This is a genomic window from Paenibacillus sp. NRS-1760 (assembly GCF_050467785.1).
In the GTDB taxonomy this organism is placed as follows: Bacteria; Bacillota; Bacilli; order Paenibacillales; family Paenibacillaceae; genus Pristimantibacillus.
Genome location: NZ_JBITPK010000012.1, coordinates 54,693 through 67,790, shown reverse-complemented (window position 1 = coordinate 67,790; position 13,098 = coordinate 54,693). Strand labels below are relative to the sequence as shown.

The 13,098-nt window shown below is 45.5% G+C and carries 19 protein-coding genes; 2 read left to right on the top strand and 17 right to left on the bottom strand.

Features of this window, described 5'->3' with window-relative positions:
* Positions 1-107 precede the first annotated feature (107 nt).
* Positions 108-329 (bottom strand): hypothetical protein, encoded by a 222-nt coding sequence (locus tag ACIFSR_RS15660; protein ID WP_053373934.1) that lies wholly within the window; start codon positions 327-329, stop codon positions 108-110.
* A gap of 127 nt (positions 330-456) precedes the next feature.
* Positions 457-1,083 (bottom strand): stage II sporulation protein M, encoded by a 627-nt coding sequence (locus tag ACIFSR_RS15655; protein WP_430058125.1) that lies wholly within the window; start codon positions 1,081-1,083, stop codon positions 457-459.
* A 205-nt stretch (positions 1,084-1,288) separates the two neighbouring features.
* Here ACIFSR_RS15655 and pdaB point away from each other — a divergent pair, with 205 nt between their 5' ends.
* Positions 1,289-2,098, top strand: coding sequence for a polysaccharide deacetylase family sporulation protein PdaB (gene pdaB / locus ACIFSR_RS15650; RefSeq protein ID WP_076271411.1), 810 nt, complete (start codon positions 1,289-1,291; stop codon positions 2,096-2,098).
* Between the two features lies 1 nt (position 2,099).
* Here pdaB and ACIFSR_RS15645 read toward each other — a convergent pair whose 3' ends face one another.
* On the bottom strand, positions 2,100-2,723 hold the full coding sequence (locus ACIFSR_RS15645) for a KinB-signaling pathway activation protein (protein WP_339205276.1): 624 nt from the start codon (positions 2,721-2,723) through the stop codon (positions 2,100-2,102).
* Between the two features lie 185 nt (positions 2,724-2,908).
* Here ACIFSR_RS15645 and gerD point away from each other — a divergent pair, with 185 nt between their 5' ends.
* Positions 2,909-3,613, top strand: a complete 705-nt coding sequence (gene gerD, locus ACIFSR_RS15640; protein ID WP_339205278.1) for a spore germination lipoprotein GerD — start codon at positions 2,909-2,911, stop codon at positions 3,611-3,613.
* Between the two features lie 115 nt (positions 3,614-3,728).
* Here gerD and ACIFSR_RS15635 read toward each other — a convergent pair whose 3' ends face one another.
* From ACIFSR_RS15635 to ACIFSR_RS15570, 14 genes are all read right to left on the bottom strand, one after another.
* Positions 3,729-4,850 (bottom strand): P-loop NTPase, encoded by a 1,122-nt coding sequence (locus ACIFSR_RS15635; protein ID WP_076271414.1) that lies wholly within the window; start codon positions 4,848-4,850, stop codon positions 3,729-3,731.
* Positions 4,851-4,963: 113 nt separating this feature from the next.
* Positions 4,964-5,752, bottom strand: a complete 789-nt coding sequence (gene cwlD, locus ACIFSR_RS15630; protein ID WP_430058120.1) for an N-acetylmuramoyl-L-alanine amidase CwlD — start codon at positions 5,750-5,752, stop codon at positions 4,964-4,966.
* Between the two features lie 129 nt (positions 5,753-5,881).
* Positions 5,882-7,048, bottom strand: a complete 1,167-nt coding sequence (gene sat / locus ACIFSR_RS15625; RefSeq protein ID WP_430058117.1) for a sulfate adenylyltransferase — start codon at positions 7,046-7,048, stop codon at positions 5,882-5,884.
* A 25-nt stretch (positions 7,049-7,073) separates the two neighbouring features.
* Positions 7,074-7,769 (bottom strand): phosphoadenylyl-sulfate reductase, encoded by a 696-nt coding sequence (locus ACIFSR_RS15620; RefSeq protein WP_076271416.1) that lies wholly within the window; start codon positions 7,767-7,769, stop codon positions 7,074-7,076.
* A gap of 248 nt (positions 7,770-8,017) precedes the next feature.
* Positions 8,018-8,410, bottom strand: coding sequence for a 30S ribosomal protein S9 (gene rpsI, locus ACIFSR_RS15615; protein ID WP_054025303.1), 393 nt, complete (start codon positions 8,408-8,410; stop codon positions 8,018-8,020).
* A 20-nt stretch (positions 8,411-8,430) separates the two neighbouring features.
* Positions 8,431-8,868 (bottom strand): 50S ribosomal protein L13, encoded by a 438-nt coding sequence (rplM, locus tag ACIFSR_RS15610; RefSeq protein WP_054025304.1) that lies wholly within the window; start codon positions 8,866-8,868, stop codon positions 8,431-8,433.
* A gap of 182 nt (positions 8,869-9,050) precedes the next feature.
* Positions 9,051-9,803: a tRNA pseudouridine(38-40) synthase TruA gene (truA, locus tag ACIFSR_RS15605; protein ID WP_054025305.1), complete on the bottom strand. Its 753-nt coding sequence runs from the start codon at positions 9,801-9,803 to the stop codon at positions 9,051-9,053.
* Positions 9,804-10,154: 351 nt separating this feature from the next.
* Positions 10,155-10,520, bottom strand: coding sequence for a 50S ribosomal protein L17 (gene rplQ, locus ACIFSR_RS15600; RefSeq protein ID WP_076271417.1), 366 nt, complete (start codon positions 10,518-10,520; stop codon positions 10,155-10,157).
* A 44-nt stretch (positions 10,521-10,564) separates the two neighbouring features.
* Positions 10,565-11,509, bottom strand: coding sequence for a DNA-directed RNA polymerase subunit alpha (locus ACIFSR_RS15595; protein WP_053373922.1), 945 nt, complete (start codon positions 11,507-11,509; stop codon positions 10,565-10,567).
* A 126-nt stretch (positions 11,510-11,635) separates the two neighbouring features.
* The gene (gene rpsK / locus ACIFSR_RS15590; protein ID WP_054025307.1) at positions 11,636-12,031 is read right to left on the bottom strand and encodes a 30S ribosomal protein S11; all 396 of its coding nucleotides are present in this window, start codon (positions 12,029-12,031) and stop codon (positions 11,636-11,638) included.
* A gap of 19 nt (positions 12,032-12,050) precedes the next feature.
* Complete coding sequence (rpsM, locus tag ACIFSR_RS15585) at positions 12,051-12,419, bottom strand: 30S ribosomal protein S13 (protein WP_054025308.1); 369 nt, start codon at positions 12,417-12,419, stop codon at positions 12,051-12,053.
* 19 nt (positions 12,420-12,438) lie between these two features.
* Positions 12,439-12,552 carry a 50S ribosomal protein L36 gene (rpmJ, locus tag ACIFSR_RS15580; RefSeq protein WP_003333770.1) on the bottom strand — a complete coding sequence of 38 codons (114 nt, stop codon included), beginning with the start codon at positions 12,550-12,552 and terminating at the stop codon, positions 12,439-12,441.
* A gap of 44 nt (positions 12,553-12,596) precedes the next feature.
* Positions 12,597-12,812: a translation initiation factor IF-1 gene (infA, locus tag ACIFSR_RS15575; protein ID WP_053373919.1), complete on the bottom strand. Its 216-nt coding sequence runs from the start codon at positions 12,810-12,812 to the stop codon at positions 12,597-12,599.
* Positions 12,813-12,815: 3 nt separating this feature from the next.
* On the bottom strand, positions 12,816-13,097 hold the full coding sequence (locus tag ACIFSR_RS15570; RefSeq protein ID WP_430058128.1) for a hypothetical protein: 282 nt from the start codon (positions 13,095-13,097) through the stop codon (positions 12,816-12,818).
* Position 13,098 lies beyond the last annotated feature (1 nt).

The following is a 13,098-nucleotide window of genomic DNA, read 5'->3' as shown; positions in this document are numbered from 1 at the left end:
ATTCTTTCGTGTCAACCGCGTGTGTCTCAGCGGCGACAAGAAATAATATATCACAGGGGCCCAATTAAATGCAACCCCTTTTTAAAAAAAAGTTTTAAAACTTGATTTTATCGATAAGAACGCGCATTTAATGCATAACGCGATAGCTCTTTCGGGGAGGCAATACGTGCGTACATACGGAAGATGATCTTATATCTTCTGGTTATCGCTTGCTTAATATCACCATCTAATCTTGAATCATTCAAGTCGAGCAGCATTTCATCCAGCTCTTTGCGAAGGACGTAGTCGAGTTCTTTACATTCTTTATCGTTGAATAGTATTCCGAGCATAGCCGTGAGTGACCTCCTTAAGTTGAAAAGCGCAACTTGATCGTCCTTTAACGAACAAAAAAGCAACATCTCACGCAAATGCGTTTCGACACTGCTTTACTGTTATGCTCAAATATTGGAAAAATTATTACATCTGCAACAACCATAATGTAATTGTACTTTCAATTACCGCCGCAATAAGCAGTGTAATCGTCAAAATAACCATGACAGGAACGGTACGAACAACGAAGCTTTCAAGCTCTCGGCTTATATTCCCTGTCTTAGATCTTGCAAATACAAGTGATCCGACCGCTTTGAAGATGAGTACTCCAAAACGCATGCCATAAGCACATGCAATAATAATCGCGGGAATTTCCAGAATTCCGTGCGGCAGCAAACCTTTAACAATAAGCTCCATCACATACCCGCCGCCATGAAGCTCAGCTGTCGTTTTCAGTAAATAACCGATCATCATTCCATTTACAACTAAGAAAAAGAAAGGCAATACCCCAAACAAAGCACCTAAGTACATAACCAGTATCGATTTAACCGCATTATTCAAAAAAATGAAGATCATCATCGTTAACGTTGGATTTTTGGAATCATCGATCATTTCAGCGAGCTGTCCAAGCCCTTTCAGCTGCTCATCAAGAAAAGCTCTGAACGCCGGGTTCGTGCCTCCGATAACCATACCTGCTAAAAATAATATGGATCCAAACGCTATATAGGGATTCATTTGTTTAAAATGCTCCCAAATCAAACGCCATTTAAACATTTTATCCCCTCCGCAGCTTGTAAGTTCGCAAGATGGATGAATATCTCTGTCGTACGAGCATAGATTGTACTACAAGCGTAAACGACGGCAGCCTTCGTTGGAGGCAAATACTCGTTTCGCAATTAAGGATAAGTGAAGTATAAAGGTCGGATTTATACTTTCTTATCTTTGTACAAGCTTCCATTAGAGAGGAGTGCCCTTCCCAATGAACGTTTTTTATGTACTGAATGGCCGAAAGTTGAAAAGGTATTTCTTAATTGCTATCGCTGTCGTATTTTCCATTGGCATCATTTATGCCGAACGTGACAACATCACCGTCTTTGCTCCGCAGCAGCCGGCTGCAATCTACAGCGTACCCACTGACAAAAAGGTTGTTGCTCTTACCTTTGACATTAGTTGGGGCGATAAACGCACGGAACCCATTCTTAATGTGCTAAAAGAGAAAAACATTAAGCAGGCTACCTTCTTCTTATCTTCACCATGGAGCCAGTCCCATCCCGAGATCGTCAGAAAGATTCAAGAGGCTGGTTATGAAATAGGCAGCCATGGCCACAAACATGATAATTACAGCAAGCTTAGCGATGAAGAAATTCGCAAACAAATTACGACTGCACACACCATTTTATCCGACGTAACGGGAAAACAACCGAAATTGATCCGACTTCCTAACGGAGATTTTGACAAGCGGGTTCTGCGCATTGCTGAAGAGCTGCAATATAAGGTAATTCAGTGGGATACGGATTCACTCGACTGGATGAACATCGGCACCGACAAAATTATTAATCGGGTCGTTACGCGTGCTCATCCTGGCGACATCATTTTGTTCCATGCGAGTGATTCCGTAAAGCAGACACATGAGGCGCTTCCGATCGTTATTGATCAGCTGCGTGAAAAAGGCTATGAGTTTGTTACGGTAACCGATCTCATCACACAAACTGAGGTTGACGGCAAAGCGGTGCAGGACAAGACATCCTCTACATTCCCGCAAATTAATGCTGCTGAACTAGAATATTAAGTTAAACGACCGGCTTCGCAGCAATCGCTGCTGAGTCGGTTGTTTGTTTTTTGACCAAACGGTGCATCATCATAATTTGGTATGCATTGCAGACGAATAAAGGAACCATCATAAATACAATAGCAGATACGTTCGTTTCACCTTGCAGCGCAGGCCAAGACTCAATGAATGTAATGAAGAACATCAAAAACATGGTTGGCACAAAAGCGGTTTTGTTCGTTTGCTTAACCTTGAACCATGATACTGCAACAGAAAATAGAAGCAGGGCAAGCGGCAATGTCCAGAAAAACCAGTTGTTCAGGCGCTGCTCATACAACATATACCCCAGCCCTATTGCTGCGAATAACGTCGTATAGCCTTGTAGCGCGTTCCATAAATATTTTTTGCCAAATACGCTAAGAGCGATGTAGTTTAACGTTAAATAAGCGAAAAAGCCCATTTGGCTAAATGCTCCAATCATTAAACCGACCAAACCCATCATTAATGCATTAAAGCCGACAGCTTTAAAACCTAAGAACCCAAACTCCGGATCTACCCAAGCCATCAACGCACCGGTAATTACGCAGGCAAGCCCGCCTACTACCATGCCGCTCCAAAATAAAAAGAACCACTTTTTTAAATTCACGTTCATTATCCTCCTGTTATCCACATTACCCTTTATTTTACCACGTTCACAATAAAAAGCTAAAGTCTGTCCATGATAATCCGGTGAACTTTGTACATAATAACTATACGATCCATCACTTTTCGAACGATTTGTTTATCCAAACGGTATGCAGCAGCAATGACATAGGAAGGAGCTTGCGAATCATGCGTAAGAGCTTTGCTTTATTTTCGATTATTTCAGCCATGTTATTTGTTTTATCCGGCTGTGGCGCCGAGTCCTCTGGAGGTAGTAATGAGCAGGTCAGCTACAAGGATTTAAAAACGATGGTTATTGATATCCTCAAAACGGAGGATGCGCAAAAAGCGCTGCAGGAGTCATCACAGCAAATTTCCGGTTATAGTGGTCAAACCTCCAAGCTGCTGTCTGTGCAGGATCAGGAGGAGGTTCGCTTAGCGGTTAAGGATGTCCTTATTTCTCCTCAGTACGACAAGGTAATCAAAAAGCTTATGGTTGATCCACGTTTCGCGGGGGAATTTGCCAAATCCGTTAATAAGCAAAATAAACAAATCCATAAAGAACTAATAAAGGACCCCTCCTATCAAGCTGATTTAATTAAGGTGCTTAAAAACCCTGAAATGGACAAGATGATTCTTGAGGTGCTGCAAAGTACGCAATACCGCAAGGAAGTGATGTCCCTTATGCAGGATGCGATGCAAAATCCATTGTTTCGACTTGAAGTGCTTGATCTGATGAAAAAAGCGGTACAAGAAGAGCTTAAACCAAGCCCAGACCAGAAAGTAGATAAAAAGAAAGAAGAATCGGGCGGTGAGCAAAAATCCGATGAGGAAGGCGGCGGCGGGGACGATTCAGGCGGCGGAGATGAACAAGGCGGCGATTCGGCTATGTAGCGGTAGAAGTATTGTTTTCATCGCATAAAATGAATTCAAAAAAGCCCGAACAGGTTGTCCGCATGGCAGCAAGGATTAGTTGCCTTAGACAATGGTTCGGGCTTTTGTTATTTGACTATTTGCCGCATTTCGCTAATACGCTGTCTGCAAGCTCCAAGTACATCTTCCCTGTTTCAGTATCGGCTTTGTATACCGACGGTGCAAAGTCAGGCTCAGATACATGATTGTCTGGCGCCCCCAATGGAATTTGAGCAAGCAGATCTGAATGAAGCGTCTCTGCGAGGCGTGCGCCACCACCGCGGCCAAATACATATTCTCTCTCGCCGGTAACTTTAGATTCGAAATAGGACATATTCTCAACGATTCCAATGATTTCGTGTTCCGTCTTAATCGCCATTGCGCCTGCCCTAGCTGCAACGAATGCTGCTGTAGCATGCGGGGTAGTTACGATAATTTCTTTGCTTTGCGGAATAATCTGATGAACATCAAGCGCTACATCTCCCGTACCCGGCGGAAGGTCTAGCAGCAGGTAGTCAAGCTCGCCCCATTCAATCTCTTGGAAGAAGTTGCGCAGCATTTTGCCAAGCATCGGTCCGCGCCACACGATTGGGCTGTTGTCCTCTACGAAGAAGCCCATGGACATCACCTTAACACCAAACTTCTCAATAGGGATGACCCGTTCATTCACAACATCCGGGCGCTCTTCGATCCCCATCATATCCGGCACGCTGAAGCCGTAGATATCCGCATCGATGATGCCGACACGCTTGCCCCTGCGGGCTAAAGCGACCGCCAAGTTGACGGTCACTGTCGATTTGCCGACGCCGCCCTTGCCGCTCGCGACGGCGATGAACTGCACCCCGCTGGCAGGATCCAGCAGCGGGTTAGCTAAGCCGGCCCCATGCCCCTGAACGGGCGCTGGGCCGCTAGATTTGCCAGCACCGGCGCTAGCCGCAGCCGGTGCTGCAGCTGCCGCTGGCGGCGGCGTAGACGCGCCTGCGCCTGCGGCAGGCGCTGCCTCGGCCCGAAACCGGAAATGCACGGTTTCGGCGCCCAGGCGCGCCAGCGCCTCGCGGAGCGAGGCTTCCAGCGCGGGCTCCATTGCCGCGCCAGACCCAAGGACCGTCATCGAAACTTGACGGTCCCGAACCATTACATCGCGGATGGTAACCCCATCCGCTTTATGCTGTGCCGTCACGATTTCAACGGCCTCTATAACTTGCTCTCGTGTCAACATAGGTTGTGTCCCACCTTTATATAATTAAAACTATATAATAGTTAGTATAACACAGTAAGCCCATGAACCAAGTCATAGGGTGCAGCTTTGCTTCATTTTCGGCGAAAGGTTTCTTACTTGTCGGTTACCTCGTCTTGCAGCACGCTGCCGCTCAGCTTCTCCCCTGCAGTATATCTTAGAATACCCTCATAGATGGAGGCAGCTACCGATCTTTGGTACTCCGTATCCGCAAGCCGCTGTGATTCCCCAGGGTTAGATAGAAAGCCCACCTCAACGAGTGCCGTCGGGATGTTCTCGATTGCCTTCAGCACATAAACATCCTTCACGGTAGCAGCAACTCTTGTCGTATTTTCTAAATTGCGTTTAATCTCATCTTGTATGAAGGTTGCGAGAATCCGATTGTCTGGGTGATTGTCCGGATGAAAAAAGGTTTGTGCACCCGTCCACTTAGCTGAAGGGATACTGTTCATATGTATGCTTATGACTGCGGACGGGTTGCTGTTTTTAATAAGGGACACTCGCTTCTTTAAATCCTCTGTCTTGCGCTTGCTATAGGCTCTTGAATCCCCCGTAGCAAGATCGTAATCCCCTTCCCTTGTCATAACGACGACCGCTCCAGCCTGCTGCAAATAATCGCGCAAATAAAGTGCAATCGCTAAGTTTAAATCCTTTTCGATAATGCCCTGCTTGCTGACCGCACCGCCGTCTGCCCCGCCATGCCCGGCATCAATGGCTATAGTCTTGCCTGACAAAGGCAGCGTCCAATACGACCATGCTTTTTTTGAAGGCATCGATTGTGTAAGCAGTATGCCCGTTAGTGCAATAACCAGCAATCCGATACTGATTCGAATTAAGCCCTTATACGTCAACCAAATGACAACATGCCGATCAATTCGGCGCATAAAAAAACCACCCCGTTTTCCATCAAATGAATACATAGCAGCAAGCAGCTTAATCTAGCCAAATGCACACATTCATTTATATGGGACGAGATGGTCGTTTATGAGACAAACCTTAAGTTATTCGGTTAATTAAACTACTGGCTGCTCAGACATGCCTTCAATCAGTATTTTAGCAACCTCAGGACGGGAGAACTCAGGCGGCGGGCAAATTCCATCGCGCAGCAATGCGCGTACCTTCGTACCCGAAAGCGTCAAATGATGCTCCTTGTCATGAGGGCAAGTTTTTGATGTAGCCATGTTGCCACACTCTTTGCAGAAGAAGCTGTGCTCGAAATAAAGTGGAGTAATGCCTAGATCTTCTACTGGAATCGTTTTGAGCAGATCCTGAGCTTCGTATGTTCCATAGTAGTCGCCTACACCGGCATGATCGCGTCCAACAATAAAATGCGAGCAGCCATAGTTTTTACGAACGAGAGCATGGAAGATCGCCTCACGAGGTCCTGCGTAACGCATAGCTGCCGGGAATACTCCAAGGAATACACGATCCTTCGGGTAATAGTTGTCAAGCAGTGCGAGATAGCTCTTCATCCGTACATTAGCAGGAACATCGTCCGATTTCGTTTCACCAACGAGCGGATTGAGGAAAAGCGCATCAACGATTTCCATTGCTGTTTTTTGAATGTATTCATGCGCGCGGTGAACCGGATTGCGAGTTTGGAAGCCAACAACGGTTTTCCAGCCCTTTTCTGCAAATAAACGACGCGTTTCCGCTGGGTCAAAATAAAACTCGTTAAACTTCTCAGGCTGAGGACGGTTCAGCACCGTAATTTCTCCGCCTACATTTATGGAAGAGCGTTCGAACAGCTTTTGAACACCTGGGTGCTCCAAATCATCTGTCTTGAACACATTCACTGCTTCAACTTTATGGTCAACCGAATAAATGCTATCAATGCTGATAATTGCGTATGTTACGCCATCTTCACCAACTAGCGCTGCACGTTCCCCTGCGGACAACTCTGCTGCCTTCGCTTCTTCTACAGCAAGCGTAATAGGAATGCTCCATACCGTGCCATTTGCTAGACGCATGTCTTTCACAACGGACTGGTAATCAGCTTCGTTCATAAAACCAGTAAGTGGGGAAAATGCTCCAACTGCGATCAAATCAAGGTCAGATATAGCCCAAGTGTTGATCGTAATCGATTTAAGGGTAGCAGCTTCAGCTAGTAATGCTTCACGTTGTTCGCCCGTAGCGACACGGTTAACGAGTACGCCGCCGTGCGGTAGAATTTGATTCATTGATATTGCTCCTCCTCGAGAGTGCTTATTTATGCAATCCGCATTCTGTTTTTTCTTGACCTGCCCAGCGTCCAGCGCGTGGATCTTCACCAGGCATTACTTTGCGCGTGCATTGCTCGCAGCCGATGCTCGGGTAGTTTTGATCATGCAATGGGTTGTAAATAACATCATTCTCGCGAATATAGTTCCATACGTCCTCGGATGTCCAGTGAGCGATTGGATTAAATTTAACGAGCCCGAATTTTGTGTCGTACTCAATTTTTTTGGAATTCGCACGAGTAGGTGCTTGATCGCGGCGAATACCCGTAATCCAAGCATCATATTTCGAAAGAATTTGGGTTAATGGTTTAACTTTACGAATGTTGCAGCATGCGTTCGCATCAGATTTCCAAAGCTCTTCGCCAAACTGAGCAGCTTGCTCCTCAGGTGTAATTTCAGGCTTAACTTCTACGAATGGAATGCCTGGGTAGCGCTTAGCCATCAAATCACGAGTCTCATACGTCTCTTTGAAATGGTAATCCGTATCTAAATAGAAAATGTCCGTTTTTGGGCTAATTTTTTGCAGCATATCAACAAGCACAACATCTTCAGCACCAAAGCTGCATGCAAAAGTAATATTAGGGAAAGTTTCTACCGCAAACGCAATAATTTCTTCCGGTGTTGCGTTTTCCAGTTCTACTTCCTTTTGTTTGATAAGCGCTTCTTTTTCAAAAAGGTTCATTTTTTTTGCCCTCCGTTTTTAATTCCTAGTAAATTGCTCTGTATAAAAATTATACGTCCAAAAAGTGAAATGTTCAATATAAGTTTTAACCAAAATGAAATAAAGTTTGAAATTTTATTGGAAACACCAAAAAACACCTTATGCGTCTTCCGATCAGCAAAGGTGTTTTAAGGGGAAATCAGTATAAGTTGAATGTTTTTAAACAAAAAAATGCCCTCTCTGGCAAGCAGAGAAGACATTTTGAAGTATTAACGTTTCGAGAATTGTGGAGCGCGACGAGCCGCTTTAAGACCGTATTTTTTACGCTCTTTCATACGCGGATCACGAGTTAGGAAGCCAGCACGTTTTAGAGCCGGACGGAATTCAGGGTCTGCTTTAAGCAAAGCACGTGAAATACCGTGACGGATAGCGCCTGCTTGACCGGACATACCGCCGCCGTTAGCAATTACTAGTACATCGTAGTTAGACAATGTGTCAGTAAGGTTAAGCGGTTGTTTTACGATCAGCTTCAATGTTTCTAGACCAAAATATTCATTAAGGTCGCGTTTGTTAATAATGATTCGTCCTTCACCCGGCACAAGACGTACACGTGCAACAGAGTGTTTACGACGACCGGTTCCATAGTATTGCACTTGAGCCATGAAACTTGTCCTCCTCTTTATTACCCGCGAAGTTCGTAAACTTCAGGGTTTTGTGCTTGATGCGGATGTTCAGCACCTGCGTATACTTTAAGTTTAAGCTTCATTTTGTTACCAAGACGGTTCTTAGGCAACATGCCGTGTACAGCCAGTTCGATTACGCGTTCTGGCTTGTTTTTAATCATCTCTTGAGCCGGAGTGGATTTCAATCCGCCGGAGTACATGGAGTGACTGTAGTAAATTTTATCTGACATTTTCTTACCTGTCAGATGGATTTTTTCAGCGTTGATAACAACAACGAAATCGCCTGTATCAACATGTGGCGTAAATGTCGGTTTGTGTTTGCCGCGGATCAGGGCAGCAACTTCACTCGCCAAGCGGCCTAGCGTTTTGCCTTCCGCATCGACGACGAACCATTTACGATCAACTTCAGTTGATTTAGCCATATAAGTGGTACGCATGGATGATCCTCCTTAATTTCATACATTAATCGTTTTTATAACAACGTAAACGTTGATTTGTTTGTTCATTGTTGATAGCCAAGTTTGTGACAATCTCAGTCGGGGCTGTGGGTTAGCCACTTCGAAAGCACAAGTTATATTCTACTATAAAGAATAAGTAAGTGCAAGTAATTTATAGTGATTTATCCCTGTATTTCGCTGGAATATTCAACATCCATCAACATCAATCCATGCGGCATTGCCGTAGGACCAGCAAGCGAACGATTTCGCCCCTCAAGGATGTTTTTGATCTCCGATGAAGCCATCTTCCCTTCGCCAACCCATAATAAAGTTCCCATAATGACTCGAACCATATTGTACAGAAAACCATTGCCTGTCACGTACATATGCACGATTGGGCCTTCCTGAACAAAATCTGCTTCATAGATCGTACGAATATGATGAGGCTTGGTTGAATGTATCGATGTGAAGGAAGTAAAGTCATGTTTACCTACTAGGTAGCTGAGACCCTCCCGCATCGCATCCACATCAAGCGGCGTCGGATGATGAAAGCGATATTGTCGGCCAAATACATCAGGAAACTTACCAGTATCAATCGTATAGCGATACGTTTTGCGCTTAGCGGATCTTCTTGCATGAAAATGTTCTGGCACATCGAATGCTTCAATAATGACGATATCCTTCGGCAGCCGCGTATTAAGCGCAATTGCCCATCTCTCTGTCGGAATCGTAGATTCCGTATAGAAATTGAATATTTGTCCCCGCGCATGCACTCCCGCATCCGTGCGACCCGAGCCAATAATAATGGTCGTCTCACCCGTCAGCTTCTTTATGGCCTTCTCTATTTCACCCTGAACCGTTCTGCCGTAAGGCTGCGTCTGAAAACCGTTGAAGCCTGCCCCGTCATAACTGACCTTTACGCATATATTCCTCAACCTATCCCCCCCTTTAACTATAGGGATACCTAAACGTCCAAAATTCCCTCTTGCTAAGAGAACCTAAGATGCTAAGCCTTATGGACACCTGTAGGTATCACACAAGCTCATCTATTGCCCCTGGCATGAATAACAAATCATTCTTTTCAAACAAAAAAAGGTGGCCGCAAGGGTCCACCCTTTTCATTAAAATATAAGAAGTATAGGGAGACCCTAATACTTACTTATATTTTATTGCGTTGGCAGCTCATCCCCCACTTTGGCAGGCACAAGCCGTTTACCGCTCGCGTATAAAGCTTGGACAAGGTTTAACGCTGTGGACAAGCTTATACATTTCATTTATTAGGTAACCTACGCGCGGTCAACCAATTCTAGGTAAACCATAGGCGCAGCATCGCCGCGACGGGGTCCTAGTTTTAGAATACGCGTGTAGCCGCCTGCACGCTCCGCATAGCGAGGTGCTAGATCGGAGAATAGCTTTTGAATAGCGTCTTGTGTACCATCGACAGTTTCGCGACGAACATAAGCAGCTACTTGACGACGAGCATGAAGATCACCTTGCTTAGCTTTAGTGATCAGCTTCTCAGCGATTGAACGAACTTCTTTCGCTTTAGCTTCAGTCGTTTGAATACGCTCATAAAGGAACAAGTCAGTAACGAGGTCACGGAACAAAGCTTTCCGTGCACTAGCGTCACGTCCTAATTTTTGATATGCCATCTTGTTTTCCCCTCCCTTGCTCTTAAGTCTTCACTAGTTGGTTACTACTCTTCCATGCGAAGGCCCAAACCAAGTTCTTCAAGCTTCTCTTGAACTTCCTCAAGGGATTTACGGCCTAGGTTACGGACCTTCATCATATCCTCTTCGGATTTCGTAATTAGCTCTTGAACCGTGTTGATTCCAGCGCGTTTCAAGCAGTTGTAAGAACGGACGGAAAGATCAAGTTCCTCGATCGTCATCTCTAGAACTTTCTCTTTCTTATCTTCTTCCTTCTCAACCATTATTTCAGCGTCTTTGGCTTCATCGGTCAATCCAACGAACAAGTCCAAATGCTCGGTCAAAATTTTAGCGCCGAGGCTCACAGCCTCTTCCGGTCTAATACTACCGTCAGTCCATACTTCAAGCGTTAGCTTGTCGTAGTTAGTTACTTGACCAACACGCGTATTTTCAACGCTATAATTTACACGAGTAATTGGCGTGTAAATCGAATCTACAGGAATTACACCAATCGGTTGTTCGTCTTTCTTGTTGCGATCCGCTTGCACGTAACCGCGTCCCCGATTAGCAAATACCCGCATATGGAGCCGCGCGCCGGAGGCCAAGGTTGCGATGTGAAGATCAGGGCTTAAAATCTCGACATCGCTGTCTGCTCGAATGTCGCCCGCTGTAATATTCCCTTCGCCATCCGCGTCGATTTCCAACACCTTTTCTTCATCGGAGTGGATTTTCAACGAGAGGCCCTTCAGGTTCAGAATGATTTCGGTAACATCCTCAATCACTCCGGGAACCGTAGAGAACTCGTGAAGCACTCCATCGATTTGAACCGAAGTTACTGCTGCACCCGGCAACGACGACAACAAAATTCGGCGAAGCGAATTCCCAAGCGTCGTGCCATATCCGCGTTCAAGCGGCTCGACGACGAAACGTCCGTAAGTTCCCTCATCATTCAGTTCTACGGTTTCGATTTTCGGCTTTTCGATCTCAATCACTAATAGTACCCTCCTTCAAACGTCGCTCCGTTAGCTTACGTTATTTTAAGTCAAACCTTGTAGTATGCCAAACCTTCACAACCATTATTCACAAGTTGTTGATATTTGATACCACATCAGATCCAACTATACGCGACGACGTTTCGGAGGACGGCATCCGTTATGAGGAACTGGTGTTACGTCTTTAATGAGGTTAACTTCCAATCCAGCAGCTTGAAGCGAACGAATCGCAGCTTCGCGGCCAGCGCCTGGTCCTTTTACCATCACTTCGACAGTTCTCATGCCATGCTCCATCGCAGCTTTAGCAGCTGTTTCAGCAGCCATTTGCGCTGCGAAAGGCGTGCTCTTACGTGAGCCTCTGAAGCCCATGTTGCCAGAGCTTGCCCATGAAATTGCATTGCCGTGAGGATCCGTGATCGTAACGATCGTATTGTTGAATGTCGAGCGAATGTGCGCAACGCCAGTCTCAATATTCTTCCGGTCGCGGCGTTTTGTACGAACGACTTTTTTTGGTTTAGCCATTGTCCATTATCCTCCCTTCTTATTTCTTCTTGTTAGCTACAGTCCGACGAGGACCTTTACGCGTACGTGCATTTGTCTTAGTACGTTGACCGCGAACAGGCAAGCCGCGACGGTGACGAAGTCCACGGTAGCATCCGATTTCAGTCAGACGTTTAATGTTAAGTGAAATTTCACGACGCAAGTCGCCTTCTACTTTAACAGATTTATCAATTGCTTCGCGAAGGCGAGCAAGTTCGTCTTCTGTCAAGTCACGAACACGAGTGTCGTAGCTAACTTCAGCTGTATTCAAAAGTTTTTGCGACGTTGTTTTGCCGATACCGAAAATGTATGTCAGGGCGATTTCGACGCGTTTGTCACGCGGCAAGTCTACACCAGCTATACGTGCCATAGGCTATATTCCCCTCCTTCTATCCTTGTTTTTGTTTGTGTTTCGGATTTTCACAAATCACCATAACGTTGCCTTTGCGACGAATGACTTTGCATTTTTCGCAGATCGGCTTTACCGAAGGTCTAACCTTCATTGTGATTACCTCCCGAATCTTTCGTAATAAGCTCCAAATTGAGCCTATTTACGATAGGTGATGCGCCCTTTTGATAAATCATAAGGCGATAACTGTATAACCACCTTGTCTCCTGTCAGGATGCGAATAAAGTGCATTCTGAGCTTACCGGAAACATGTGCGAGAATTTGATGACCGTTCTCCAGCTCCACCTTGAACGTGGCATTCGGCAACGGTTCAATAACCGTACCTTCGACCTCAATGATGTCTTCCTTAGCCAACCGTCATTCTCCTTTCGCATTTAAATACTTCTGAATTGCATAACGTAACTTTGCGTTGGTCACCCTGCCGGTCTCTTGCATACTGCTTGAAACCTCAGAACTAATTGCAGGCTGTAACTCGAGATGCAGAACGTTCTTTTTCTTCGGTCCATCGAATCGGCGCTTATGGCCATCGGCAATCATGACGAATCGCTCATCAACGATTGCTAGGATAATAGCATAGCTTTCCTCATCTTTACCGCGAAGTACTTTGACGAACTGACCAATCTGGGGACGAGCTTCCATC

Bases quoted from the DNA above. Each gene is read 5' to 3' on its own strand.
- ACIFSR_RS15635 (WP_076271414.1), bottom strand. From the start codon at position 4,850: ATGTTGACACGAGAGCAAGTTATAGAGGCCGTTGAAATCGTGACGGCA.
- rpsK (WP_054025307.1), bottom strand. From the start codon at position 12,031: ATGGCTAAACCAAAAAAAGTCGTTCGTACAAAACGCCGCGACCGGAAG.
- pdaB (WP_076271411.1), top strand. From the start codon at position 1,289: ATGAACGTTTTTTATGTACTGAATGGCCGAAAGTTGAAAAGGTATTTC.
- rpsM (WP_054025308.1), bottom strand. From the start codon at position 12,419: ATGGCACGTATAGCTGGTGTAGACTTGCCGCGTGACAAACGCGTCGAA.
- rpmJ (WP_003333770.1), bottom strand. From the start codon at position 12,552: ATGAAGGTTAGACCTTCGGTAAAGCCGATCTGCGAAAAATGCAAAGTC.
- ACIFSR_RS15655 (WP_430058125.1), bottom strand. From the start codon at position 1,083: ATGTTTAAATGGCGTTTGATTTGGGAGCATTTTAAACAAATGAATCCC.
- sat (WP_430058117.1), bottom strand. From the start codon at position 7,048: ATGAATCAAATTCTACCGCACGGCGGCGTACTCGTTAACCGTGTCGCT.
- rplQ (WP_076271417.1), bottom strand. From the start codon at position 10,520: ATGGCATATCAAAAATTAGGACGTGACGCTAGTGCACGGAAAGCTTTG.
- cwlD (WP_430058120.1), bottom strand. From the start codon at position 5,752: ATGCGCCGAATTGATCGGCATGTTGTCATTTGGTTGACGTATAAGGGC.
- rplM (WP_054025304.1), bottom strand. From the start codon at position 8,868: ATGCGTACCACTTATATGGCTAAATCAACTGAAGTTGATCGTAAATGG.
- ACIFSR_RS15570 (WP_430058128.1), bottom strand. From the start codon at position 13,097: ATGGAAGCTCGTCCCCAGATTGGTCAGTTCGTCAAAGTACTTCGCGGT.
- ACIFSR_RS15620 (WP_076271416.1), bottom strand. From the start codon at position 7,769: ATGAACCTTTTTGAAAAAGAAGCGCTTATCAAACAAAAGGAAGTAGAA.
- gerD (WP_339205278.1), top strand. From the start codon at position 2,909: ATGCGTAAGAGCTTTGCTTTATTTTCGATTATTTCAGCCATGTTATTT.
- rpsI (WP_054025303.1), bottom strand. From the start codon at position 8,410: ATGGCTCAAGTGCAATACTATGGAACCGGTCGTCGTAAACACTCTGTT.
- ACIFSR_RS15660 (WP_053373934.1), bottom strand. From the start codon at position 329: ATGCTCGGAATACTATTCAACGATAAAGAATGTAAAGAACTCGACTAC.